This window comes from Salinicola sp. NYA28a, assembly GCF_976982775.1.
The window spans coordinates 3,689,881-3,713,744 of sequence record NZ_OZ334582.1; the positions used below are offsets into that span (position 1 = coordinate 3,689,881).

Sequence of the window (23,864 nt, forward strand, 5' to 3'; positions counted from 1 at the left end):
GGAGGACACATGGGATTACTGGATCTGCCGGATCCGATCTTCGCCGCCATCGATGGCGGGATGGAAAGCGTCCTGCCCGCCACGCTGCGGCTGGTGGTATGGGCGGCGATCGCCGGTGTCGGCACGCTGTTCCTGTATCGGCTGGTGTCACCGCAAGGCAGGATCGCCCATGCCAAACGGGAAGCGCGCACGGCGCGCAGGCGACTCAATGACTTCGACGGGGAGTTCAGCGATGCCGGCCCGCTGATTCGCGACCAGTTCACCAGCGCCTTCCGGCATCTCGGGCTGGTGTTTCTGCCCACGTTCGTCTCGATCCTGCCGCTGCTGGCGCTACTGACCTGGCTGGAGAGCCACTACGCCCACGCGCTGCCGGCAGAGGGTGTGACGCCCTCCGTGGAAGTGACTCCGCCAAACAGCGACACCCCTTACGACGCGCGATGGACTCGGGAAGGCGGTGGTTTGCGAGTGATCGTCAACGACGCCAGCAGCGAGCTGGCCAACGTTGCCATGACTGCCCCTATCCCGGTGATCGAAAAGCGCCATTGGTGGAACTGGTTGGCCGCCAACCCGCTGGGCTACCTGCCGGCGGAGAGCCCCATCGAGCGCATCACCTTCGACCTGCCCCAGCCCGAATATCTGTCGTTCGGGCCGGGCTGGATGCGCCATTGGCTCGCCATTTTCTTTCCGATCATGACGATCGTGTCTCTTCTCACTTATCGTTGGGCGAAAATCGAATGAGCACCTCGGATTCCGACAATTCGACCTCCCGGCCGGTCGAATCCCGCAACGCAGGTACCGGCAACGCAGGCACCAGCCCGGCCGCCAGCGGCAAGGTCAGCGACCCCGGCTTCGTGGTGCCCGGCTGGATGCACTGGCTGGGGGGCTGGATTCACCGCAAGCCCGGCACCTGGATCAAGCTCGGCAACCTGGAAACGCGAGCGGTGCAGGATGCGATCGCCGATAGACGCGTGGATCGCCCCGTCTACGTCGCCGGCCTCGCCCGCTCCGGCACGACCATTCTGCTCGAGCATCTCGCCTCCCACCCCGCCGTGGCGACCCATCGCTACGTCGATTTTCCGCCGCTGCTGACGCCCTACTGGTGGAACCGCTGGCTGGCGCTGGTCCCTCAGTCACAGAAACAGGGCCAGGAGAAGGCGCAGGAGCGCGCCCACAAGGACGGCATCGAAGTGACCTCGCAGAGCCCGGAGGCGTTCGAGGAGATGCTGTGGATGGCGTTCTTTCCCGAAACCCACGATCCGACCCGGAGCTCGGTGAAAGGACGCCATGCCGAGCATCCCGCCTTCGAGCGCTTCTACGACGAACATATCCGCAAGCTGCTTGCGGTGCGCAAGCGCCACCGCTACGTCGCCAAGGGCAACTACAACCTGGTGCGGCTGGGCTATCTGCACCGGCTCTATCCGCAGGCGAAATTCGTGCTGGTGATTCGAGACCCGGTCTGGCACATCGCCTCGCTGATGAAGCAGCAGGCGCTGTTCGTGGCCGGCGAGACCAGCGAACCACGCGCGCTGGAGCACATGCGCCGGGTAGGGCACTACGAGTTCGGTCTCGACCGGCGGGCGATCAACGTGGGTAACGACGAGGCAACCCGGCGCATCACCGCGCTGTGGGAAGCCGGCAACGAAATCGAGGGATGGGCGCGCTACTGGGCCGCCATCTATGCTCACCTCGCCGATACGCTGAACGAGGATCCCGAGCTGCGCAAGGCGTGTCTCATCGTGCGCTACGAAGATCTCTGCGGCACGCCTCGCGAGAGCCTGCAGGCGGTTTTCGACCATGCCGAGCTCGAACTCGAGCCGCAAGCGCTGGCGGAAGCCGCCAGCGGCCTGCACGCACCGACCTACTACAAGCCCAGGTTCAGCGATGCGGAAGTGGCGATGATCGCCGAGATCACCGGCCCGGTCGCGGCGCGGTTCGGGTACTAGTGACGGGCTTCGGCTTGCGCCGGCTTCGGCGCTTGAAAAGCGGCATCGGGCTGAAAGCCTACGACCGGCACAGGCTCGTGTTGCGGTGAAAGTAGCGCTAACGACACCTGAAAGAAACGGGGCGGCCAGATGGCCGCCCCGTTGATTCCTACAGATTTGCGTCTGATCTAGCTTGCCGGATGCGCCGGATACTCCCGCTCCTCCGGCGGCGTCGGGAAATACTGGAAAAGCCAGGTCTCGCTCACCGTCTTGCCGTCGGCGAGCAGGTTGAGCCGCATGTTGACCGGATCGGTGGAGTCGCTGGTCGGGTACCAGTCGAACTGGATACGGAAACCCTCGATCTCCTTGACCCACAGGATATCGAGCTGCTTGACGTCGCCTTCCGGCACGTCGAGCTGGGTCTTGATATCGATGTCGTTGTCGTAGAAGTGCTTGAGCTCGCCGCCGACGAAATCCACCGCGATGCGCCGGGCCCAGACTTTCGGGTAGTGCTCTCCCGGCGCCCAGCCCTCGGGGAAGCCGCCGATGCCGGTGAACGTCTTGCGGACTCGCGCCAGCTCGGGCTTCACCGGCGGCTGTGCGCTCCAGTAGAGCTTGTAGCCGTAATTGAGCTCCTGCCCCGGCTCGATCGCCTTTTCCGGCTTCCAGAACGCGACCACGTTATCCATGGTCTCCCCGGTGGTGGGAATCTCCAGCATCTGGATCTCGCCCTTGCCCCACTGCCCCTTCGGCTCGACCCACAGGCTGGGGCGCTTGTGGTAGTTGGCGACGATGTCCTCGTAGCTCTTGAAGTCGTGATCGGTCTGCAGCAGCCCGAACCCCTTGGGATTGTCGTCGCCGAAGGTGTTGAACTGGACCCGCGGCGGATTGTTGAGCGGCCGGCAGACCCACTCGCCGTTGCCGAGCCACATCGACAGCCGGTCGGAGTCGTGGATCTGCGGGTGGAAGGTCAGGCACATGTCGCGCTGCTGCGTGCCGCAGCTGAACATGCTGGTCATCGGCGTGATGCCGAGCTGGGCGATCGACTCGCGCGGATAGAGGTGCTTGTCGATGTCCATCACCACGCGCTCCTCCTCGCAGTGAATGACGAAGCGATAGGCACCGGCCAGGCTCGGCGAATCCAGCAGCGCATAGGCGGTGAAGGTCGTCGCGCCCTTCTCCGGCGTCTCGAACCAGAAGCGGGTGAACGCCGGGAACTCCTCGGTCTTGCCGTCGGTATAGGTGTTGACCGCCACGCCGCGTGCCGACAGGCCGTACTGGTAGGTGTCGTCGACGGCCCGGAAGTAGCTGGCGCCGAGGAAGGAGACGATGTCCCGCTCGGTCAGCGACGGCTCCTTGAACACGCGGAACCCGGCAAAGCCGAGATCACCCTGCCCCTCGAGCTGGGAGACGTCGACATCGGCCTTGGCGTATTCGAACAGGTCGGGGCGGAAATGGATCTCCTTGGCCTGCTGGGTCTGCGGGTCGATGGAGTACATCCGAACCGGCTGGTTGAATCCCATGCCGACATGGAAGAACTGGATGTCCAGCGGACCATTCATGCTGTTCCACAACGAATGGTCGGGATCGTAGCCGATGGCGTTGTAGTTCTGCGGCGTGAGATTGGCCAGGGTCGGCGGTAACTGCTCGACGTTGCTCTGATACGCCTTGGATGCCAGATCCCTGGCGAATTGCTGCAGCCAATCGAAGCTGAAGGCTTCGGACTCACCATCGGCGATATCGCTGGTGGCGCGCGCCGCCGCGAACAGTGGCGCTGACGGCAGGCCGTACCAGGCAGCCAGGGCAATCGCGCTTTTCAGCACACTTCTACGATCCATGAACACCCCATCCTTTGTGTGTCGGCAGTCGAATTGGCAGCATACCCGATCATCGCGAATCAGGCTGCACCGAAGAGAATCGTTCATCAGACGTCTTCGCGCCGGGCAGGTTCCCTGGCCGAATCGCGACTCACCTCGTGACGGCCAAGCCAACCTCCACCCCACCCTTGGTGGCATCGTCGACGAATGCATGGCGTGCTAACGTCGAGCGTATCGGGACGCCCTGATCCCCCTGCCGATATCGAGAGGTTTCGTGAAACGTCGCTACTCCTCCCACTATGCGTGGCGCCGCGCGCAGAGCATCGATGAACTCGCCTGGATGGCGCGCCAACGTCTTCCGGCCTTCGCCTGGGAGTACGTCCACGGTGGTTCCGAGGACGAAACCACGCTCGGCGACAACCGCCGCGCCTTTGCCGCCTGGGGCTGGCAGCCGCGCACGCTGGTCGATGTCGAGGCCAGAGACAGCCGTACCCGACTGCTGGATGTCCCTGCCGAACTGCCGCTGGCCATCGCCCCCACCGGCTACAACGGCATGCTGTGGCGGGATGGCGATATCGCCCTGGCGCGAGCCGCAGCCAGTCGCGGCATTCCTTTCACGCTCAGCACGGTCTCCTGTGCCAGCCTGGAAACCCTCGCCGCCGCCGTGCCGGATGCGCGGCTGTGGTTCCAGCTCTACGTGCTGGATGACGAGGCGGTGCGTAACGATATGCTCGAACGCGCCAGGAACGTCGGCGTCGAGACGCTGATGGTCACGACGGACACCGTCGTGCTGGGGCGTCGCGAATGGGATTCACGCAGCTATCTCAACCCCCGGCGACTGGCGTGGCCTTACCTGCTGGATGCCGGCCTGCATCCGCAATGGGCCTATCGCGCGCTCTGGCCTCAGGGGCTGCCGACGCTGGGCAATCTGGTGAAGTATCTGCCCAAGGAACAGCAGAGCGCGGGCAGCGCCGCCGGCTATATCAACCAGCGCATGACGCGCCGGCTGACCTGGGAAGTGCTGGCCGATATCCGCGAGCGCTGGCCCGGCAAGCTGTTGATCAAGGGGATTCTCAACGCCGAGGATGCACTCGAGGCCAAGCGCATCGGCGCCGACGGCGTGGTCGTCACCAACCACGGCGGGCGCCAGCTCGATGGCGCGCCGGCGACGCTCGATGCCCTGCCCGAGGTCGTCGACGCGGTAGGGGATTCGATGCACATACTGCTGGATAGCGGCATCCGTCGTGGCAGCGATATCGCCAAGGCCGTCGCGCTGGGAGCGGAAGGCGTGCTGTGCGGGCGCGCGACTCTCTACGGCCTCGCGTTGGGCGGAGAAGCGGGCGCGGCTCATGCCATCGATCTGCTCAAGGATCAGTTGCACAACCTGATGGCCCAGCTCGGCCGGCCCACACTCGCCCAGCTCGATGCTAGCTGTCTGCGACGCTCCCCTTATGCCTCGACCCGAGGCGACTCGCCCCGACGCCCGAGCGACGCCCTGCCGGGTGGGGAAACGCCGGGGGACATGCCCTAGGCGTCTCGAGCTACCTCGAAGAGGAAAGCGATGACGGCAGGAGCCGTCGAACGACTAGGCTCCCAGCCCTTTCGACAGCATGGGCTGCACGACTTCGATCCAGTAGCCGTCGGGGTCCTTGACGAAGATCACGTTCTTCATCTTGCCCTGATCCGAACGCTTCTTGAATTCGACATCGTTGGCATCGAACCACTGCTCCGCCGCCGCGAGATCCGGCACCGAGAAGCAGATATGTCCGAAGCCCTGCGGCTCGGCATTGCCATCGTGATACGAAAGCTCGGGATCCTCTTCACTGCCCCAGTTATGGGTCAGTTCCAGCACGCCCTTCTGGGAGAAGGTATAGGCGGTGCGCTCGCCGTCATCCTCGGGGATCGCGTCAGCGTCATCGACTCGCGCCAGGAAATAGAGCGTGAACTGCATCTCGGGAAAGTCGAGCTTGCGCAGCAGACGCATGCCGAAAACCCGCGTGTAGAACGCGAGCGACGCCTTGGGATCCTTGGCGCGCAACATGGTGTGGTTGAACACGAAACCCTGGCTCTCCGCCGTGGCGGGCTGGACACCGGGAACCTGATCTTCGCTAATGGCCATCGGGCCTCCTTGCTCTAACTGGATTGGAAACATTGAGTCATAGTTGACCACTAGATAAGGGCAACGACCGCGCGTCACAAGTGAACGAAGGGCATTCGCGCAGCATGGCGGGACAGCCCCCGCGTCTTTGCAGGCCGACGGCGCGGCCGTGCATGAAACGTCAACAGACCCTAGACTGAAACCAAACCGGTAGCGAGGACTCAGCGCCATGCAGAGCGGCATCATATCGTCATCCCTTCCCCTGCCTGTGATGCCGGCTCGCGGGCCCGTCACGCTCCCCCGCACCCTCTTGTACCTTCTTCTGCTGGCGCTGCTGTCACTGGCGGGCTGCAGTTCGCAGAAGACCATCGCCACTCGCGACGACGGGCCTGCCATCGATGGCAACAACCTCTCCATCGACCGCATTCTGGTGATGTCGGCGGCCAAGGAGGCGCTCGGCACGCCTTATCGCTGGGGCGGCACCACGCCCAGCGGCTACGACTGCTCGGGGCTTACGCAAATGGCCTACGGCAAGATCGGCATTTCACTGCCGCGCACCTCCAACGAGCAGTTCCAAGCCCTCGACGAGATCGATGTCGCCCGCCCCGGCGACCTGCTGTTCTTCGGCTCCGGCAATCGCGCGACCCATGTCGGCATCTACATGGGCGATCGCCAGATGATCCACGCCCCCGGTAGCGGCCGCACGGTCAGCGTCTCGTCACTGGATATCCGCTACTGGCGCCAGCACTACCTGGGTGCGGCGGCGCCCACCGACTGAGCCAGCGCCCGGATTACCTTCCGGTCGCGCCCGGAGCGGTCACGTGGCGCGATCGCCCTGGCGCCACCGCTGCCGGTCCTGTTGGGCCGACAGCCCGAAGCAGCGCCGGTACTCGCGGCTGAACTGGGACAGACTCGCGTAGCCCACGCGCTGCGCGGCCAGGGTCACCTCTATATCCTCGCTGAGCAGCAACCGCCGCGCCTCCTGCAGGCGTAGCTGCTTCTGGAACTGCAGCGGACTCATAGCCGTCACTGCCTTGAAGTGGTGGTGGAACGACGACACGCTCATGTGCACGCCATCTGCCAGATCGGCGATCGCCAGCGGCTCGGCGAAGCGCTCGCGCAGACGCCGTACGGCCGACGCCACCCGGTGGGTATGGCTCTCCTTGCTGGCAATCTGCCAAAGCCGCGCACCCTGCTTGCCACACAGCAGGCGATAGAAGATCTCGCGCCGCACCATCGGCGCCAGAATCGGAATGTCCTCCGGCGTCTTGAGCAGCCTTAGCAAGCGCACGGTGGCCTCGAGCAGAGGCGTCTCGAGTTCGCTCACGCTTAGCCCGCGTGACGTTTCGTGCGTGGCGATGGCGGGAAGCTCGGGATCGTGAATCAGTTCGCCGAGACACTCGATGTCCAGATCCAGCCGCAGACCCAGATAGGGCCGACCGCAGCTCGCCTCGGTGACCTCGGCCAGTACCGGCATGTCCACGGAGGAGAGCAGGCTGTGCATGGGATCGTATTCGAACAGTTCCTCGCCCACCGATAATCGCTTGGCTCCCTGCGCGATCACGCTGAAGACCGGGTCGTGGATGACGTGGCGCGGCGGCTGCGGCGAGTCGAGTCGGTTGACGTGGAGCCCGGGTATCGCGGTAGGCAACCGCCCCTGGCGCCGGGCCGTCAGACGATCGAGCAACTCGACCAGTTCCCGGCGCAATGCCGTCGAGCAGTCGGCAGACGCCTCGAGCCGCCCTAGCGGCGCCCTCGATCCCGTTTGATAAAGCTGCATGACCAGGAAATCTCCTCTATCGCCCCGGGCATAGCTTACGTAAAGCCGGCGCCGCGCGCGTCGGCCTTGAACACGACTGGGAGTATCGGGCAAACATCCGATCGGATCGGGCCAACGGCAACGGTCTGCCTTGACCATACTGTACCGCGGCATCGGCTCGACGTATCGCTCGGCGTGTCGCCTTCTACCCTCTCTCCAGGAGCTCTCCCATGCGTTACAACAAGCTCGGCAACACCGGTCTCTTCGTCTCAGAACTCTGCCTAGGCACCATGACGTTCGGCGGTGACGGCGAGATGTGGAGCCAGATCGGCGATCTCCAGCAGACGGACGCGGACAAGCTGGTCGGCCGCGCCCTCGACGCCGGTATCAATGTCATCGACACCGCTGACGTCTACTCCCAGGGGCGCTCGGAAGTCATCACCGGGCAGGCACTGAAGAACCTCGGCGTGGCCCGCGACGACGTAGTCATCGCCACCAAGGTATTCGGCCCCACCGGCACCGACGACCCGTACCGCTCGACCGGGGTCAACAACCGCGGCGCCTCGCGCTATCACATCATGGAGGGCGTCAAGGCGAGCCTGAAGCGGCTCCAGCTCGACCACATCGACCTCTACCAGATCCACGGCTTCGATCCCGCCACGCCGATCGAGGAGACCGTGCGTGCCCTGCATACTCTGGTAGAGCATGGCCACGTGCGCTATGTCGGCGTCTCCAACTGGGCCGCATGGCAGATCATGAAGGCACTCGGCATCGCGCAGCGCAACGGCTGGCATCGTTTCGAATCGCTGCAGGCCTACTACACCGTGGCGGGCCGCGATCTCGAGCGCGAGCTGATACCGCTGCAAGAGAGCGAAAACCTCGGGCTAATGGTATGGAGCCCGCTGGCAGGCGGCCTGCTCAGCGGCAAGTACACCCGTGACGGCGAGATACAGGCCGGCAACCGCCGCGCCACCTTCGACTTTCCACCGGTCGATCGAGAGCGCGGTTTCGACTGTATCGAGGTGATGCAGGAGATCGCCGATGCCAAGGGCGTCTCTGTGGCCCGGATCGCCCTGGCCTGGCTACTGCATCAACCCCGCGTGACCAGCGTGATCGTCGGCGCCAAACGCCTCGAACAGCTCGACGACAACATCGCCTCGACCGGTATCGCGCTGAGCGGCGACGAACTGGCCCGGCTCGACCAGGTCAGCGCCCTGCCCCGCGAATATCCCGGCTGGATGCTCGAGCGTCAGGGCGAGTATCGCCGTCAGCAGCTGCAGCAGGCGGAGAAGCGTTGAGCATGCGTGGGTTTCTAGAAACACGCTCTTTCCCCGCCGAAGGGCTTGAGAAATGGCGACGCCGCTACCATCTGTGAATGATGACCCCAGGGCGACCAGTCTCGGGGCGATCAGGCAGCGCGGGCGTTCGGGCATGTCGATAGTGCCAGCGATTGTTTCACAGGCTCCCGGCACTTCGTCATGATGAGCATCCGTCTTCAGGCTTCGCACAGAAGCCGCCAACGGCAACAGGAGAAAGTCATGGCTTTGCAACTTGGCGATACCGCTCCCGATTTTACTCAGGAAAGTACCGACGGCCCGATCAATTTCCACGAGTGGGCCGGCGACAGCTGGGTCATTCTGTTCTCCCACCCGGCCGACTTCACGCCGGTCTGCACCACCGAGCTGGGGGAAGTTTCGCGCCTCAAGCCGGAATTCGAGCGTCGCAACACGAAGGCGATCGGCCTTTCCGTCGACCCGCTCGACGATCACACCCGCTGGGTCGGCGACATCGAGGAGACCCAGGGCTGCGGGCTCAACTTCCCGCTGCTGGCCGATGCCGACCGCTCGGTGAGCGAGGCCTACGGCATGATTCACCCCAACGCCAGCGGTACCAACACCGTGCGTTCGGTGTTCATCATCGACCCGGCCAGAAAGGTGCGCCTGACGATCACCTATCCGCCCAGCACCGGCCGCAACTTCGCAGAGATCCTGCGCGTGCTGGACAGCCTGCAACTGACCGACAGCCACAAGGTCGCCACGCCGGTCAACTGGCAGGACGGTGACGACGTAATCATCGTGCCTTCGATCGACAACGAAAAGGCCAAGGAACTCTTCCCCAACGGCTGGGACGAGAAGAAGCCTTACCTGCGCGTCACCAAGCAGCCGAACAAGTGACCGCGCCGGCATCGCGTCAGTGACGCAGTCGATGCCGTGCAGAAACGACGACGCCCGCATTCCTTACGAGGAATGCGGGCGTTTTTGATGATCGGTGTTTGGTGGCACGAAGCCGAGCCAGCGCTCAACCGTCGTCGTCCGCCGCCAGCCAGCCGTCGACCAGCTCCCGATTGTCGTCGATCCACTGCGCAGCGCCTTCGTCGGCGTCGCCGGTGTTTTCGATCTCCAGCATCAGGGTGGAGAGCTGTTCCGGCGTCATGTGCCAGGCATCCAGCATCTTCGCGACCTGCGGCTCGTCGTCGGCGAAACCGCTGCGCGAGACCCATTTGATCTGCTGGTTGGATGCAAAGATCCCGGCCGGATCATCGAGGATCTTCAAGTCCCACTCGGCGAAAGCCCAGTGCGGTTGCCATAGCGTAACGGCGATCGGCGCCTGCTCATCGATTGCCGAGCGCAGTTGCGTCAGCATTGCCGACTCGCTGCTGCCGAGCTGACGATAGCTTGGCATGTAGTGCTCGATCGCTGCATCGGTTTCATCCGAGATGGTCGCGCCGGGGCCGATGCCAAAGATGGTCGGCTGGCCCTGGTAGGTGAAATCCTCCTCGCGCTCGGCCAGATCGGCGACGCTTTCGATTCCCTCGACGTAGCTCGGCACGACAAGCGTATCGCGCGCATTGTCGTACCAAGTTTCGTGGAGCTCGACGTCTTGCGAGTAGCGATCGACATAGGTCTGATCGCTGGGAATCCATACCTCAAGGAACAGATCGATATCCCCACTGGCCAGACCGCCGAAGAGAAGCGGCTTGGAGATTTCGCTGAGCTCGACGTCGATGTTTTTCTCTGCCAGCAATTGCTGCCACATGTTGGACACGGCCACATTCTCGGCCCAGTTGTTGGTACCGATGGTGACGCTATCCGCCGCAGCGACCTGGGCGGCCGCACTACAGAAGACAGCGCCGATCAGGGCGATTTTGATGGGTTGCATGGAAATCCTGTCATTGGCGTCGGGGGCGTCGTCACCGTAGGCAGAACGCGATTGCCACGGCTGGCTTTCATCATAGCCGACGTGGGTGGTCGCGCGATGTCGAACCTCATCACTAACGGCATAAAAACAACAACGACATAAAAAACGAACCCGGCCTGAGCGGCCGGGTTCGTGGATATCGATGTGTCGAGATCGCGTGCGTCAGCAGCGCGTGCACTGCTTCAGCGTTTTGGCATCATCGCACTCGCGGTGTGGCGTTTGTCGCGACACTCTCGGCGAGGGACGCAAAGGGTGAAGCAACGCATTCGAGCGGATCAGCGTCATCAGCATGGCGCGCACCACGTGCGCGAGCACGTAGACAACCACTGCCATAACGATCAACGCCTTGATGCGCCCTGAAATCTTCACGCTGCTTCTCCTTGAGTCGGGTGTGCCTGTCGTCCGGGGGGATGGCAGCTAGGATAGAACCACACAACTGTGACGAAAAATTGAAGGCGTCGATAACCGGTATACGAGCCATCGATGCCAGTAGTCTCAGATGTCAGTAATCACAGATGCCAGTGATCATCGATGCCGTGATCTATGCTGGAATCATCGTATCGGCAGAAGGGCACCACTCTTGAGACCAAACAGGACCGATTTTCCGCTGGATCAATGCCGCTGCCATCTGGAGACCGGCCCGATCGTGCTGGTCGGCTCCCACTGGCGTGGCGAACGCAACCTGATGGTGATGGGCTGGCACATGATGCTCGGCTTCTCGCCGGCCCACTTCGGTTGTCTGATCACCGCGGGAAACTACAGCCACCGCCTGGTGCGGGAAAGCCGCGAATGCACCATCAACGTGCCGACGCTGGAGCTCGCCGATGCCGTGGTAGGCGTGGGCAACAGCGATGGCGATGAACTCGACAAGTTCGACGCCTTCGGGCTGACGCCGGCTTCAGGCGAGATCGTCTCCGCACCGCTGGTCGACGAGTGCTATGCCAGCTTCGAGTGCCGGCTGGTCGACGACAGCCAGATCGACCGTCACGAGCTGTTCATCTGGGAGATCGTCAAGGCACACGTCGACACCTCGATCGAGCTGCCCCGGACGCTTCACTACCGTGGCCACGGCCGGTTCATGGTCGCCGGCGACGAGATCGATCGATCACAGGATTTCCGGGTGCAGAATCTCTAGGCGGTCTCCTCGATCCCGCACCAGTCGGCCACGAACAGCGCGATGGTCTTGGTCACCAGCCGCAGCGATTCGATGTGCACGCGCTCGTCGAAACCGTGAATATCCCGGGATTTCGGGCCATACACCAGCGTCGGCATGTCACCGTAGATGGTGAACACGCGGGCATCCAGATAGCCCGGCGTGGTGAACGTTTTCAGCTCCTCGCGGAACGCGATCTCGTGACAGGCGCGTAGCGTCTGCTCGGCATCGGAGCCCTCTTCCAGCACGTAGCCTTCGGCGTAGAAACCAGTGTAGGTGACCTTGGGGGCCTCGCCGCCCAGACGTGCGTCGTTGCGAGCCGCGCGTTCCAGCGTCTCCTCGACCGCGCGCCGGGCTTCGTCCGCGCTGGTGCCGGGATAGATGGCGATACGCATGTCGAACTCGCACCACGGCGGCACCGTGGAGGGCCAGTCGCCGCCCTGGATCTGGCCGACGTTGAAGTTGATGGGGTGCTCGAGATCCTCGAAATGCGGATGTTCGGCCTTCTCCGCGTTCCACTGCGCTTCCAGCGTTCGCAACGCTTCGATCGCGGCGTAGGCGGCGTCGATGGCGTTGAAACCACTGGTCATTTCCCGCGTATGGGAGGGCCGCCCGGCGACTCTCACCTTGAACCAGAGCACGCCCACATTGGCGCGCACCAGCATGTTCTCCTCGGGCTCGGGAATGATCACCGCATCCGCCCGATAGCCGCGCAGCAGTGCCGCCAGCGCGCCGTTGCCGGTGCACTCCTCTTCCACGACGGACTGGAAGTAGATCGGCGCCTGGGGCACGAATCCCGCCGCGCGCACGGCGTCGAAGGCGAACAGATTGGCAACCAGCCCGGCTTTCATGTCGGCCGAGCCGCGCCCGTACATCCAGCCGTCGAGGATCGCCGGCTCCCAGGGCGAACGGCTCCACATCTCGCGCGGGCCGGTCGGCACCACGTCGATATGGCCGTTGAGAATCAGGGAGCGCCCCGTCTGGCGTTCGGGGCGATAGGTGCCCACCACGTTGAAGGCGTTCTCGTAGGAAATCGTGACCGGACCGAACCCTTCGTGATGGTGGATGTCTTCGACATCGATCTTCCAGCGATCCATGGCAAAATCGCGCTCGGCCATGGCGTCGTGGAGAAAGTCCTGCGCGGTATGCTCCTGCCCGCGCAATGACGGAAATTCGACCAGCCGTTGGGTGAACTGCAACTGCGCGTCGAACAGGGCATCCACCGAATCGACGATGCGGCTTACCTGACTTTCGCTCAACATGGATTGGCTCTCTCGAATGGTGGGAGACGGCGATCGAACCTGTCGCGCCGTCAGCCGGATCGCTGGAAAAACGTCGCCGAGCTTCAGCGACCCGATAGCCCCTCGAAGAAGCTCACCGCATTGGCTTCGAGCCCTTCCAGGTAGTAACCGCCCTCCTGCACGATCAGCGTCGGCAGGTCGAGACCGGCGATGGCGCGACCGAGCTTGCCGAAGCCCGGCGTGGTAACGGCCACCTTGGCCTGCGGGTCCTTCTCGTGGATATCGAAGCCCAGCGCCAGCACCAGCGCATCCGGCTCGAACAGGCGGATGACCTGACAGGCCTCTTCCAGACGCTCGAAGAACACCGACTCCGGCGAACCGTGCGGCATCGGCAGGTTGAGGTTGTAGCCGAGCCCGGCGCCACGCCCGCGCTCGTCCTCGAAGCCGGTGACCGCCGGGTAGAAGTTGGTAGTATCGCCATGAATCGAGATGTACATCACGTCATCGCGCTCGTAGAAGATCTCCTGCACGCCCTGGCCGTGGTGCATGTCGGTGTCGAGCACAACGACGCGCGGATAGCGTGACGTGAGATGCTGCGCCGCGATGGCGGCATTGTTGAGAAAGCAGAAGCCGCCGGCGGAGTCGATGCCCGAGTGATGACCCGGCGGGCGCGACAGCGTGTAGGCGAAGCGCTCGCCCGCCAGCAGCGTTTCGGCGCCGGCCACCGCGCTCTGCGCCGCCCAGTAGGCGGCCTGCCAGGTGTGCTTGCCCACCGGCGCGCTGCCATCCGCCAGATAGCGCGCGGCCTCGGCGAGAATCCCGCGTAGCGCATTGGGCGAGCGCACGAAGATGTTGGAGATCACCTCCTCGCCCCAGTCTTCGTCCAGCGCATGCCAGCGCCGATAGGCGCTCTCGAGAAAGCGCAGATAGAGCAGCGAATGCACCGCCCGCAGCGGCGCGACCCCGTGGTCCGCCGGCGCCTGGATCTCGAAGCCGAGCCGCCTGGCCGCCGCCAGCAGATGTTCGGCCCGGTCGGGGACTTCCTGAGGCTTGCGCATCTTGCCGCGCGAGAAATAGGTCTGCGGCTGATGACGCAGCTGATCGTCGTGAAAGAATGTCTTCATCGATGTTGTCCTTGTTTTTCCGCCATCCGTTTCCAGGTGCTGTCTGAAAAGTCGACGAGCGAAGGCCAGGCAAGGCAAAAATCGGCGAAAGCGGACCGGGCTGGCGCTCCAGTTTACAGGGTGTAAATGAGCATTTTGACCGGGCTGGCGCTCCAGCCGATTTTTAACGCCGCATGGGCGAGCGCAGTACTTTTCAGACAGTGCCTAGTTCAATAACCCGCGTGGCGATCCACGACGCTTATCGGCAGCTGGCCGCCATCCAGCCGCGCCATCGCCTCGGCGACTTCCTGAGCCACCTGGGTCGGTGTCGAATCGCAGGCATCGTGCGGGGTCACGACGATCCTGTCGTGGTGCCAGAAGACGTGGTCGGTGGGCAACGGCTCGATGGCGAAGACATCCAGCGACGCCGCCGAAAGCTGACCGCTATCGAGCGCCGCGAGCAGGTCGGCCTCGACCAGATGTTCGCCACGGCCGACATGGATCAGCACCGCGCCCGAAGGCAGTCGCGAGAACAGCTCGGCATTCAGGATGTCGCGGGTTTCCGGCGTCAGCGGCAGCAGGTTGATCAGAATCTCGCTGCGAGCGGCAAGTCGATCAAGACCGCCGTCACCACTGAAACCCGCCACGCCCTCCGGCAGGTTGCGCCCGCTGCGCGAGTAGATGACGACATCGTAATCCAGCGCCTTGAGCGCGCGTGCCGTGGCACTTCCCATCTTGCCCGCGCCGAGCAGGCCGATACGAATCTCGTGGGCATAGCGCTTGGGCAGGCGTTCCCAATGCGCCAGGCGTTGATGAGCGAGATAGTCGCCGAAGCGGCGGTGGTGCCACAGCACGTGCCAGGTCACGAAGCCGGCCATCATCTGAGCCTGGGAGTCGCCCGCGATGCGCATGAGGGGGACATCGCTGGGCAGACTCGCGCTGGCCAGAATGCCGTTGACGCCCGCCGCGATCGACGAGACCAGACGCAGGTTGGGATAGGGTCGGAAATCCTCGGCGCCCGGATCCCAGGCCAATGCGAAGGTGATCGCCTCGGGATCGGCGACATCCTGGGGCAATGCCAGACGAAACTGCGGCGTCACCTGCTCGAACGCCGCGATGTATTCGGTCATGATCTCCGGAGAGCCCAGCAATACGCCCAGCACTATGCCCTGACTCTGCGTAACTTCGTGCGTTTCGAGCGCGCCGGTAGAAGCGCTAGAGCGCTCGGTATCCATCGTCTTCATTCTCGATCCTTTATCCTGATCTCTTGCCCTCGATCTCTTTTCCTTGATCCAGGAGTCGTTCGGCGACTTAAACGGCAGCGGCCCTGGCCGGCTCGGCGTGATGCGCGCGTCCGGGAATCGCTGCCAGCAGCTCGCGGGTGTAGGGGTGCTGCGGTGACAGGAAGATTTCCGTGGCGCTGCCATGCTCGACGATCCTGCCCTTCTGCATCACGATCAACCGGTCGCAGATCTGGGCAGCGACGCGCAGATCGTGAGTAATGAACAGCAGCGACAGCTCGAACTCCTTCTTCAACGTGTCGAGCAGCTTCAACACCTGGGCCTGGATCGAGACGTCCAGCGCCGAGACGGCTTCGTCGGCCACGATCAATTCGGGGTTGAGAGCGAGCGCCCGGGCGATGCCGATACGCTGGCGCTGGCCGCCGGAAAATTCATGCGGATAACGCTCGGCGGCGCTGGCGTCGAGCCCCACCGTTGCCAGCAGCTCGCGTGCCTGCTTCATCGCCTCGGCCTTGGCCACGCCGTTGGCGATGGGGCCCTGGGCGATCGCCATGCCGACGCGAATGCGCGGGTTGAGCGAGGCGTAAGGGTCCTGAAACACCATCTGGATACGACGGCGGTGCTCACGCAGCTCGCGCCCTTCCAGCGCGCGCAGGTCGACATCGTTGAGCCGGATCTCGCCGCTGTCGGGCGTATTCAGACCCACGATGCAGCGTCCCAGGGTCGACTTGCCCGAGCCCGATTCACCGACGACACCCAGCGTCTCGCCCTTGTCCACGGTGAAATCGATGCCCTCGAGCGCCACCACCTCGCGCTTGGGCTGGAACCAACCGCCGCTGGACCGGTAGACCTTGTCGAGCCCCTTCACCGACAGCAGCGGCTTGGCCTGGGCCTCGTCCCGGCTCGGCGGCACGGCGTCGCCGGGTATCGCCTCGATCAAGGCGCGGGTGTATTCGTGCTGCGGGTTGTCGAGTACCTCGCTAGCGCTGCCCATCTCGACGATCCTGCCTTCGCGCATGACGCAGACACGATCGGCGATCTCGGCCACCACGCCGAAGTCGTGGGTAATGAACATGACCGCCATGCCATGACGCTGCTGGAGATCCTTCACCAGATGCAGAATCTGCGCCTGGGTGGTGACGTCCAGTGCCGTGGTGGGCTCGTCGGCGATCAGCAGCTCCGGCTCGAGCGCCAGCGCCATGGCGATCATCACCCGCTGACGCTGGCCGCCGGAAAGCTCGAACGGATAGGCGCGCAGCGCGGCTTCAGGGTCGGGCAGACGCACCTCCTCGAGCAGCGCCAGCGCTTTCTCCTTGCGCGTTCTGGGCGTCAGCAGCCCGTGCGCCTCGAACACCTCGGCGATCTGCTCGCCGACCCGCATCAGCGGGTTGAGCGCGGTCATCGGCTCCTGGAAGATCATGCCGATGCGCCGGCCACGCAGGGCGCGATGGCTGATCTCGTCCATCGCCAGCAGGTCCTGGCCGTCGAACAGCGCCCGCCCCCGGGAAGCATGCACGCCGGTCGGGAGCAGCCCCATGACGGCATTCGCGGTCATCGACTTGCCGGAACCAGACTCGCCGACGACGCAGAGGATCTCGCCAGCGCTCAGCTCGTAGCTGACGTTATCGACGGCGTAGAGCCGATCGGCGCCATCCGGCAGCGCCAGCGCCAGACGTTCGATACGTAGTAATGGCTCACTCATGGTCGACTCCAGGGGACAGGGCATTCATCCGCGAACGGCTTCGAAAACGCGGTGCGCGCGCCGCAGGAGAAGCGGCATGACGGGCTGTCGGCGTCAGCGCGACGCCGTGAAAAAGTCGTGCAGTCATGGGTTGCCGTTCCTTAACGTTGCCGCGCCAGTTGAGGGTTCAACGCATCGTCCAGCCCTTCGCCGACCAGATTGAGCGCGAGCACGGTCAGCAGGATCGCCACGCCCGGAATCACCGACAGCCACCATGCCTGACGCATCACCGTGCGCGCGGCGCCAATCATGTAACCCCAGGACATGGTGTCCGGATCGCCCAGGCCGAGAAACGACAGCGACGACTCGAGCAGAATCGCCGTCGCCACCATCAGCGACGCCAACACGATCACCGGTGACAGCGTGTTGGGCAGGATCTGCTTGATGATGATGTCGCGATGGGTCTGGCCGACCAGTCTGGCCGCTTCGACGTATTCGCGATGCTTGATCGACAGGAACTCGCCGCGCACCAGACGCGCCACCGGCGGCCAGCTGACGATGGCGATCGCCAGCACGATCGAGACGGTACTCGGCTCCATGATCGCCACCAGCACGATCGCCAGGGCGAAATTGGGAATGGTCTGGAAGAACTCGGTGAAGCGCATCAGCGCATCGTCGATCTTGCCGCCAAAGTAGCCCGCCAGCGCCCCCAGCGGCACGCCGATGGCAAGCGCCACCACGGTGGAAATCAGCCCGATCAGCAGCGACACCCAGGCGCCGTGGGCGAGCCCGGCGGCGACGTCGCGCCCCATGACATCGGTGCCGAGCCAGAACCCGGAGACTTCACCGGGCGCCAGGAACGGCCGCTGCACCATGCGCCATGGCGAGTCGGGATAGAGGAACGGCGCCAGCAGGGCCAGCAGTACCACCAGCCCCAGAATTACCAGCCCCCCCAAGGCACCACGATTCTGGGCGAAGCGTTTGAAGAAACTCATGCGGCCTCCTTGATGCGTGGATCGGCGAGTCGATAGATCACGTCGGTCAGCATGTTGAACAGGATCACCAGCAGCGCGCAGAAGAAGAAAATCCCGAGCAGCAGGTTGTAGTCACGCTGCATCAGCGCTTCGTACATCAGCCGGCCGATGCCGGGCCAGGCGAAGACGGTCTCGGTGAGTACCGCACCGCCCACCATCTGCCCGGCCTGCAGACCGGCCAGAGTGATGATCGGCAGCAGCGCGTTGCGCAGAATATGGCGACGCTGGATGATGCCGGGCGCCAGCCCCTTGGCACGGGCCGTCTTGACGAAATCCTGCTGCGAGACGCTGAGCATCGAGGTGCGCGTCATGCGGGTGTAGACCGCCATGAAGAACAGCCCCAGCGTCAGCGCCGGCAGGATCAGGTGCACCGCGACGTCACCGGCATGGACCAGCCCGGTATAGCCGGCGCCCACCGTCGAGTAGCCATAGGCCGGCAGCCAGTCGAGCGCTACCGAGAACACCAGTACCGCCATCATCGCCACCCAGTAGAGCGGCGTGGCGTAGAACAGCAGCGACAGTCCCATGATGATCGACCCCGAGGACCGTTTGGCACGCATCGCCGCCAGCGTGCCGGCCAGGATGCCCAGCGACAGCGAGATCACGAAGGCCGCACCGGTCAGCAGCAGCGTCGCCGGCAACCGGTCCAGAATCAGATCGAGCACCGGCATCTGCTGGCGGTAGGAGTAGCCGAAGTCGAGCTGCAGCACGCCGCTCATGTAGCGCCACAGCTGCACCGGCAGCGGCTGGTCGAGACCGAAGCGCTCGCGCAGATCGTCCAGGAACTGCTGATCGGTGGCGCCGGCCTCGCCGGCCATGACCGCGGCCGGGTCGCCGGGTGCAGCGTGAATCAGGAAGAAATTGAACACCAGGATCGCCAGCAGCACGATGACCGCCTTGATGATGCGACCCAGGATCAGAGAGACATAAGGCATGAATACCACTCCGCAGCGGGACACCGGCAGCCCACGAACCACCGGTGCCGTTCTTACCTATCGCTTAAGGAAGCGCTGAATAAATCGCCGAGCATGATGGAGCGCAAGGCGCCCGGAACGGAGAAGGCGAGACATAACTTGGAGTTAGGCGAGCCTTGACCGGGCTGGCGCACCAGTACCGCGTAACGATGCGATCCGCATGCGCAGGCATTTAGTCATTGCTTCCCGACTGCTCGATCCAGGCGTTCTTGAAGCCGTCGTTGAGGCCGATCCCCGTGGTGATCAGATCATGCACGTTGCAGCGATAGATGGTCGGCTGGGCCAGCTCCATGATCCACGCCAGCGGCACGTCGTCGTGCAGGATCTGCTGCACTTCGTCGTACATCGCCTGACGTTTTTCCGGATCGTTCTCCACCGCCGCGTTGGCGAATAGTTCGTCGACCTTCGGGTTCGCGTAGCCCTCGACGTTGTTCCAGGGCGACCCCTTGGCGATGTTGCTGGAAATGTAGGTGCGCGCGATGCCCAGTGACGGATCGCCATACTGGAAGAGATAGGTAAAGGCGATGTCGTAGTCCCAGTCGCTGATCTTCTGGTTCCAGCCTGCCACGTCGGAAGATTCGGTCTCGACGTTGATGCCCACGTCCTCGAGATTCTGACGCACGGCCTCGCCCCAGCGGGTCCAGGTTTCGCCGTAGGGCAATGGCAGCAGGCGCACCGGCTCGCCGTCGTAGCCCATCTCGTCGAGCAGTTCCTCGGCCTTGTCCGGATCGTAGGGATAGGGTTCGAGATCATCGTCGTGCGAGGCCAGCGTCGAGTTGAACGGGCCGCTCGGCACCTTGCCCAGGCCGTTCCACAACACGTTCCTGGCGAATTCCCGATCGAGGGCGTACATCACCGCCTGGCGGAAGCGCTTGTCGGCGGTCGGCCCCTCGCGGTTGTTGAGCCACAGCATGGCGAACGGGTTGAAATATTCGTTCCCCGATTCCGTCATGCAGCTGCCTTCCATCTCGGCAAGGCGCGGGATGTCGAAGTTCTCCACCGAACCCGCCGGCATGATATTGAGCGTGCCGTTCTCATAGGCTGCCGCGCGGGACGCCGCATCCGGAATCACGTGCCAGTAGATCTTGTCGAGATAGGGCTTGCCGGCTTCGTAGTAGTCCGGGTTCTTGTCCAGCTCGATCACCGAGCCGCGATCCCACTTGGCGAATTCGAACGGGCCGGTGCCGATCGGATGGTTGTTGGCCGGGTTGTTGTAGAAATCGGTGCCTTCGTAGATGTGCTTGGGCACCATCGGCAGCGTGCCGACCTCGAAGGCCTGGATGAAGGCCGGGAACGGCTGCTTGAGGGTAAAGACGACGGTGTTGTCATCCGGGGCCTCGATGCTCTTCACATGGTCGAGGATCGCTCGGGTGCGGGGGTTGGTCTCGCGCAGGAAGACATCGGCGGAGAACACGACGTCGGCGGACGTGAAGGCCTCGCCGTCGTGCCACTTCACGTCCGGATGGAGGTGGAAAGTGTAGGTCAGGCCGTCATCGCTGATCTCCCACGACTCCGCCAGTTGCGGCATCGGCTCGAGATCGGTGTCGTAGCGCAGAAGGCCTTCGAAGATGTTGCCGGCGACACGCTGGGTGGGCGCGTTCTGTACCAGCGGCAGCATCAAGCCCGGCGGCTCCGGCTGGATGGCGACATTGGCGACGCCGCCGGCTTGCGGGGTTTCCTGCGCCGAGGCTGGCGCAGCCAGAGTCACCAACAAGGCGGCCGCCGTCAGACGGCCGGTCACGGACGATAGCAGGGTCATGGCAGGTCTCTTGTGTTATTGGATTTGTAGAATCTTCAACCGCTGGCAGAGCGACGATCGGCGTCACCGCTGTGCTCGATAACCATAGTGACTGACGGCAGCGCGCGAAGGTCAGGCCGGGGCGCGTAGCCAAGCGAAAGTCGGCGAAACGGACCGGGCTGGTGTTCCACTCGATTTTTAACGCTGCATGCCCGAGCGCTTTCTTGTCTCCAATTCGGGGCAGCCCTCGAAATCGGGCTGAATGCGCTTCAACAGGCGCAGGTACGCCTCCCACTCCGGATCGTGATCGACCACGCCGTGATCCGCATCCCACTGCTCGTACTGCCGGGCGGTATGCTCGGCCAGGGCGGGGTCGACCCGGCGGATCTCCATGCCGCTGCCCATCAGGGCGAGCTGCGCCTGGCAACTGCGCTCCAGGTTGTACATGCGCCGGAATGCTTCCCCCACCGTGCGCCCGCACACCAGCATGCCGTGGTTGCGCAGCACCATGATCGGCTTGTCGCCGAGATCGGCCACCAGGCGTTCTCGCTCGGCCAGATCCAGCGCAATGCCCTCGTAGTCGTGATAGGCGGTGCGGCCGTGAAACTCCATCGACCACTGGTTCAATGGCAGCAGGCCCTCTTCCAGACAGGAGACCGCGACGCCGGCCACCGAATGCGTGTGCAACACACAGTGCACGTCCGGTCGCGCCTCGTGGATCGCGCTGTGGATGGTGAAGCCGGCCTTGTTGATGCCTGCGCTTTCCGGATCGTCGATCACGTTGCCCTCGAGATCGATGGTGACCAGATTGGCCGCGGTGACTTCCTCGAAGCGATAGCCGTACGGGTTGATCAGGAAGTGCTCCTTGCCAGCCTCGGCCCGCGCGGAAATATGCGTGTAGATGCTGTCATCCAGGCCGAAGTGGGCAATCAGCCGGTAGGCAGCCGCCAGGTCACGGCGCGCATCGGATTGCGCTGCGCGCGTCGGGGCATCGGTGGTCATGTCCATCGTCGGTCTTCTCCGGGAGCTCGGTGTTCTTGTTGCCGTGGCGATATGTCCGTGGCGGTGTGAATGCCGGGCGCCTTGAGAGCATTCGACGGCACCTGTCATGGCGACAAGAACCAGCGTTGCGCTCATCACCACCAGCTTGACCCTAACCTATCAGGCAATCTCCAAACTGTCGACACTCGACAGTCGACCCAAAGAGCGATTTAAGCGATAGTACAACGGTCGGTAACCGCCAGCCAAACGAGATGACATGACGACGACCACGCGGGGATTTGCCACCATCCAGCAACGCGATCTGGTCAACCAGATCGCCGACATGCTGACGGAGGCCTTGTTGAAGGGAGACTTCGCGCCGGGTGCGCATCTGGCCGAAGCGCAGCTGGCGCGAGACTTCGGCGTCAGCCGGGCGCCGGTTCGCGAGGCGGCCCGCCTGCTCGAGAGCCGCGGCATGCTGGTGTCGCAGCCGCGACGCGGCTTCTTCGTGCGCACCTTCAACGCCGTGGAGCTCGATGACGTCTACGACCTGCGCCTGTGCCTCGAGCGTCACGCCATTCGCCTGCTTGCCGGCAAGCTGACCACGGAGATGGAAACGGCGCTCAACGCCCAGCTCGAGACCATGCGCCGGGTCGCCCGGGAAGGCACCGCCGTGCAGCAGATCGAGGAAGACGTCGCCTTTCATCGCATGCTGTGCGAGTTCAGTGGCAACCAACGGCTGGTGCGGGTGTTCGACGAGCTGTGCCACGAGATGCGCTTCTGCATCCTGCTGATCGGCCAGCTCTACGATGACGCCCTGCGCGTCGCCGATACCCACGAGCCGATCATCGAAGCGCTGCGCACGCGGGATCCCGACGCCTGTGAAGCCGCGCTCGACTATCACATCGGCATTGCCCAGCAGCGGGTCGGAGAGATGTTTCGGCAGCGGGAGGGGCTCTGATCAAGCGATCGTCAATCTGGCATCCGGGTCTGGCATTGGCTGCTTGGGCAGGTAGGATGAAGCCTTCTCTCGATCTGGGTTCCCCATCCCATGCCTTCCGCCAAACTCAAGACACTGACCCACTGGGTCTTCGACATGGATGGCACGCTGACCGTCGGCGTGCATGACTTTCCGGCGATCCGGCGCACGCTGGAGATTCCGGATGGCGCCGATATTCTGCATCATCTGGAGACGCTGCCCGCCGCCGAGCACAACGCCAAGCACGCCTGGCTGCTAGAGCACGAACGGGAACTCGCCATGCGTTCCACCGCCGCGACCGGCGCGGTCGAACTGGTTCAGGCGCTGTGCGAGCGCGGCTGCCGCCTCGGCATTCTGACCCGCAACGCCAAGGAGCTGGCGCACATCACGCTGGAAGCGATCGGCCTGGACGACTGCTTTGCCGCCGACGAGGTGCTCGGCCGCGACGAGGCGCCGCCCAAGCCGCACGCCGGCGGGCTCGATCATTTCATCCGCCGCTGGCAAGTAGCGCCATCGCAGGTCGTGATGGTGGGCGACAGCCCGCTGGATCTCGAATGCGGTCGGGCCGCCGGTACCCGCACGATTCTGGTCAACGTGGCGGAAAACCGCTGGCCGGCACTCGCCGATTGGCATCATCAGGATTGCCGGCAGCTGCTGGCACAGCTCTGAACTTCGATTCTTGCGGGGCGTGCGTTACCCAGCGCGCGCTTCTTTTTCTTTACCAGCTTCTTACCGGCTCTTTCTTTACTGGCCCCTTTCTTTGTCGGCTCTTCCTTAACCGGCCCTCTTTACCGGGTCTCTTTACCAGCCCTCTTTATCGGTTTGACGACTTTTCCCGCGCCATTTTCCCCCTGCCCGTTCTTCCTCTGCCCGTTATCCCTCCGCGCCATTCCTTGTCTCCGCTCCGTTATTCCCTTTGCACTTGCCGTCACTTCTCTACTTCAC

General features: G+C 63.8%; 22 protein-coding genes. 9 read left to right on the plus strand and 13 right to left on the minus strand.

Features of this window, described 5'->3' with window-relative positions; translation table 11 throughout:
• Positions 1 to 9 precede the first annotated feature (9 nt).
• Both ACWHY3_RS16600 and ACWHY3_RS16605 read left to right on the plus strand, forming a co-directional pair.
• Positions 10 to 738 carry a hypothetical protein gene (locus ACWHY3_RS16600; protein ID WP_448127029.1) on the plus strand — a complete coding sequence of 243 codons (729 nt, stop codon included), beginning with the start codon at positions 10 to 12 and terminating at the stop codon, positions 736 to 738.
• Positions 735 to 1,943, plus strand: a complete 1,209-nt coding sequence (locus tag ACWHY3_RS16605; protein WP_448127030.1) for a sulfotransferase family protein — start codon at positions 735 to 737, stop codon at positions 1,941 to 1,943. The genes ACWHY3_RS16600 and ACWHY3_RS16605 overlap by 4 nt, the downstream gene beginning before the upstream one ends.
• Before the next feature lie 167 nt (positions 1,944 to 2,110).
• Here the strand turns inward: ACWHY3_RS16605 and ACWHY3_RS16610 are convergent, their stop codons facing one another.
• The gene (locus ACWHY3_RS16610; RefSeq protein ID WP_448127031.1) at positions 2,111 to 3,760 is read right to left on the minus strand and encodes a glucan biosynthesis protein; all 1,650 of its coding nucleotides are present in this window, start codon (positions 3,758 to 3,760) and stop codon (positions 2,111 to 2,113) included.
• 253 nt (positions 3,761 to 4,013) lie between these two features.
• Between ACWHY3_RS16610 and ACWHY3_RS16615 the strand changes: the two genes are divergently transcribed.
• The gene (locus ACWHY3_RS16615; protein ID WP_448127032.1) at positions 4,014 to 5,270 is read left to right on the plus strand and encodes an alpha-hydroxy acid oxidase; all 1,257 of its coding nucleotides are present in this window, start codon (positions 4,014 to 4,016) and stop codon (positions 5,268 to 5,270) included.
• 54 nt (positions 5,271 to 5,324) lie between these two features.
• On the opposite strand, the gene gloA is transcribed toward ACWHY3_RS16615, so the two are convergent.
• Positions 5,325 to 5,858 carry a lactoylglutathione lyase gene (gene gloA, locus ACWHY3_RS16620; protein ID WP_448127033.1) on the minus strand — a complete coding sequence of 178 codons (534 nt, stop codon included), beginning with the start codon at positions 5,856 to 5,858 and terminating at the stop codon, positions 5,325 to 5,327.
• Positions 5,859 to 6,147: 289 nt separating this feature from the next.
• On the opposite strand from gloA, the gene ACWHY3_RS16625 reads away from it, so the two are divergent.
• A complete protein-coding gene (locus ACWHY3_RS16625; RefSeq protein WP_448127034.1) occupies positions 6,148 to 6,615 on the plus strand; it encodes a C40 family peptidase in 468 nt (155 codons plus the stop codon).
• A gap of 39 nt (positions 6,616 to 6,654) precedes the next feature.
• Here ACWHY3_RS16625 and ACWHY3_RS16630 read toward each other — a convergent pair whose 3' ends face one another.
• A complete protein-coding gene (locus ACWHY3_RS16630; protein WP_303853714.1) occupies positions 6,655 to 7,617 on the minus strand; it encodes an AraC family transcriptional regulator in 963 nt (320 codons plus the stop codon).
• A gap of 209 nt (positions 7,618 to 7,826) precedes the next feature.
• Here ACWHY3_RS16630 and ACWHY3_RS16635 point away from each other — a divergent pair, with 209 nt between their 5' ends.
• Both ACWHY3_RS16635 and ACWHY3_RS16640 read left to right on the plus strand, forming a co-directional pair.
• Complete coding sequence (locus ACWHY3_RS16635; protein ID WP_303853715.1) at positions 7,827 to 8,894, plus strand: aldo/keto reductase; 1,068 nt, start codon at positions 7,827 to 7,829, stop codon at positions 8,892 to 8,894.
• A gap of 183 nt (positions 8,895 to 9,077) precedes the next feature.
• Positions 9,078 to 9,770 carry a peroxiredoxin gene (locus tag ACWHY3_RS16640; protein ID WP_303853769.1) on the plus strand — a complete coding sequence of 231 codons (693 nt, stop codon included), beginning with the start codon at positions 9,078 to 9,080 and terminating at the stop codon, positions 9,768 to 9,770.
• Positions 9,771 to 9,894: 124 nt separating this feature from the next.
• On the opposite strand, the gene ACWHY3_RS16645 is transcribed toward ACWHY3_RS16640, so the two are convergent.
• Positions 9,895 to 10,755: a glycine betaine ABC transporter substrate-binding protein gene (locus ACWHY3_RS16645; protein WP_087718544.1), complete on the minus strand. Its 861-nt coding sequence runs from the start codon at positions 10,753 to 10,755 to the stop codon at positions 9,895 to 9,897.
• Between the two features lie 201 nt (positions 10,756 to 10,956).
• On the minus strand, positions 10,957 to 11,163 hold the full coding sequence (locus ACWHY3_RS16650; RefSeq protein WP_087718545.1) for a hypothetical protein: 207 nt from the start codon (positions 11,161 to 11,163) through the stop codon (positions 10,957 to 10,959).
• A gap of 211 nt (positions 11,164 to 11,374) precedes the next feature.
• Between ACWHY3_RS16650 and ACWHY3_RS16655 the strand changes: the two genes are divergently transcribed.
• Positions 11,375 to 11,929 carry a flavin reductase family protein gene (locus ACWHY3_RS16655; RefSeq protein ID WP_303853720.1) on the plus strand — a complete coding sequence of 185 codons (555 nt, stop codon included), beginning with the start codon at positions 11,375 to 11,377 and terminating at the stop codon, positions 11,927 to 11,929.
• On the opposite strand, the gene ACWHY3_RS16660 is transcribed toward ACWHY3_RS16655, so the two are convergent.
• From ACWHY3_RS16660 to ACWHY3_RS16695, 8 genes are all read right to left on the minus strand, one after another.
• Positions 11,926 to 13,209, minus strand: a complete 1,284-nt coding sequence (locus ACWHY3_RS16660; RefSeq protein ID WP_303853722.1) for an ArgE/DapE family deacylase — start codon at positions 13,207 to 13,209, stop codon at positions 11,926 to 11,928. The two genes, ACWHY3_RS16655 and ACWHY3_RS16660, sit on opposite strands and share 4 nt — an antisense overlap.
• 83 nt (positions 13,210 to 13,292) lie before the next feature.
• The gene (locus ACWHY3_RS16665) at positions 13,293 to 14,312 is read right to left on the minus strand and encodes a histone deacetylase family protein (RefSeq protein WP_087718550.1); all 1,020 of its coding nucleotides are present in this window, start codon (positions 14,310 to 14,312) and stop codon (positions 13,293 to 13,295) included.
• A 209-nt stretch (positions 14,313 to 14,521) separates the two neighbouring features.
• Positions 14,522 to 15,535: a 2-hydroxyacid dehydrogenase gene (locus ACWHY3_RS16670; protein WP_256961127.1), complete on the minus strand. Its 1,014-nt coding sequence runs from the start codon at positions 15,533 to 15,535 to the stop codon at positions 14,522 to 14,524.
• A gap of 67 nt (positions 15,536 to 15,602) precedes the next feature.
• On the minus strand, positions 15,603 to 17,234 hold the full coding sequence (locus tag ACWHY3_RS16675) for an ABC transporter ATP-binding protein (RefSeq protein ID WP_448127035.1): 1,632 nt from the start codon (positions 17,232 to 17,234) through the stop codon (positions 15,603 to 15,605).
• Positions 17,235 to 17,374: 140 nt separating this feature from the next.
• Positions 17,375 to 18,208: an ABC transporter permease gene (locus tag ACWHY3_RS16680; protein WP_087718552.1), complete on the minus strand. Its 834-nt coding sequence runs from the start codon at positions 18,206 to 18,208 to the stop codon at positions 17,375 to 17,377.
• Positions 18,205 to 19,182, minus strand: coding sequence for an ABC transporter permease (locus ACWHY3_RS16685; RefSeq protein ID WP_448127036.1), 978 nt, complete (start codon positions 19,180 to 19,182; stop codon positions 18,205 to 18,207). Before ACWHY3_RS16685 ends, ACWHY3_RS16680 begins: the two co-directional genes overlap by 4 nt.
• 211 nt (positions 19,183 to 19,393) lie before the next feature.
• Positions 19,394 to 20,980, minus strand: a complete 1,587-nt coding sequence (locus ACWHY3_RS16690) for an ABC transporter substrate-binding protein (protein WP_332779637.1) — start codon at positions 20,978 to 20,980, stop codon at positions 19,394 to 19,396.
• A gap of 177 nt (positions 20,981 to 21,157) precedes the next feature.
• Complete coding sequence (locus tag ACWHY3_RS16695; protein ID WP_442978345.1) at positions 21,158 to 21,967, minus strand: class II aldolase/adducin family protein; 810 nt, start codon at positions 21,965 to 21,967, stop codon at positions 21,158 to 21,160.
• Between the two features lie 250 nt (positions 21,968 to 22,217).
• On the opposite strand from ACWHY3_RS16695, the gene ACWHY3_RS16700 reads away from it, so the two are divergent.
• Both ACWHY3_RS16700 and ACWHY3_RS16705 read left to right on the plus strand, forming a co-directional pair.
• Positions 22,218 to 22,901, plus strand: coding sequence for a GntR family transcriptional regulator (locus ACWHY3_RS16700; protein ID WP_303853724.1), 684 nt, complete (start codon positions 22,218 to 22,220; stop codon positions 22,899 to 22,901).
• Positions 22,902 to 22,991: 90 nt separating this feature from the next.
• Positions 22,992 to 23,588: an HAD family hydrolase gene (locus ACWHY3_RS16705; protein WP_448127037.1), complete on the plus strand. Its 597-nt coding sequence runs from the start codon at positions 22,992 to 22,994 to the stop codon at positions 23,586 to 23,588.
• The last annotated feature ends 276 nt before the right edge of the window (positions 23,589 to 23,864 follow it).

Bases quoted from the DNA above. Each gene is read 5' to 3' on its own strand.
- ACWHY3_RS16605 (WP_448127030.1), top strand. From the start codon at position 735: ATGAGCACCTCGGATTCCGACAATTCGACCTCCCGGCCGGTCGAATCC.
- ACWHY3_RS16660 (WP_303853722.1), bottom strand. From the start codon at position 13,209: ATGTTGAGCGAAAGTCAGGTAAGCCGCATCGTCGATTCGGTGGATGCC.
- ACWHY3_RS16635 (WP_303853715.1), top strand. From the start codon at position 7,827: ATGCGTTACAACAAGCTCGGCAACACCGGTCTCTTCGTCTCAGAACTC.
- ACWHY3_RS16645 (WP_087718544.1), bottom strand. From the start codon at position 10,755: ATGCAACCCATCAAAATCGCCCTGATCGGCGCTGTCTTCTGTAGTGCG.
- ACWHY3_RS16695 (WP_442978345.1), bottom strand. From the start codon at position 21,967: ATGGACATGACCACCGATGCCCCGACGCGCGCAGCGCAATCCGATGCG.
- ACWHY3_RS16630 (WP_303853714.1), bottom strand. From the start codon at position 7,617: ATGCAGCTTTATCAAACGGGATCGAGGGCGCCGCTAGGGCGGCTCGAG.
- ACWHY3_RS16685 (WP_448127036.1), bottom strand. From the start codon at position 19,182: ATGCCTTATGTCTCTCTGATCCTGGGTCGCATCATCAAGGCGGTCATC.
- gloA (WP_448127033.1), bottom strand. From the start codon at position 5,858: ATGGCCATTAGCGAAGATCAGGTTCCCGGTGTCCAGCCCGCCACGGCG.
- ACWHY3_RS16705 (WP_448127037.1), top strand. From the start codon at position 22,992: ATGCCTTCCGCCAAACTCAAGACACTGACCCACTGGGTCTTCGACATG.
- ACWHY3_RS16700 (WP_303853724.1), top strand. From the start codon at position 22,218: ATGACGACGACCACGCGGGGATTTGCCACCATCCAGCAACGCGATCTG.
- ACWHY3_RS16670 (WP_256961127.1), bottom strand. From the start codon at position 15,535: ATGAAGACGATGGATACCGAGCGCTCTAGCGCTTCTACCGGCGCGCTC.
- ACWHY3_RS16680 (WP_087718552.1), bottom strand. From the start codon at position 18,208: ATGAGTTTCTTCAAACGCTTCGCCCAGAATCGTGGTGCCTTGGGGGGG.
- ACWHY3_RS16640 (WP_303853769.1), top strand. From the start codon at position 9,078: ATGAGCATCCGTCTTCAGGCTTCGCACAGAAGCCGCCAACGGCAACAG.
- ACWHY3_RS16675 (WP_448127035.1), bottom strand. From the start codon at position 17,234: ATGAGTGAGCCATTACTACGTATCGAACGTCTGGCGCTGGCGCTGCCG.
- ACWHY3_RS16690 (WP_332779637.1), bottom strand. From the start codon at position 20,980: ATGACCCTGCTATCGTCCGTGACCGGCCGTCTGACGGCGGCCGCCTTG.
- ACWHY3_RS16610 (WP_448127031.1), bottom strand. From the start codon at position 3,760: ATGGATCGTAGAAGTGTGCTGAAAAGCGCGATTGCCCTGGCTGCCTGG.
- ACWHY3_RS16665 (WP_087718550.1), bottom strand. From the start codon at position 14,312: ATGAAGACATTCTTTCACGACGATCAGCTGCGTCATCAGCCGCAGACC.
- ACWHY3_RS16600 (WP_448127029.1), top strand. From the start codon at position 10: ATGGGATTACTGGATCTGCCGGATCCGATCTTCGCCGCCATCGATGGC.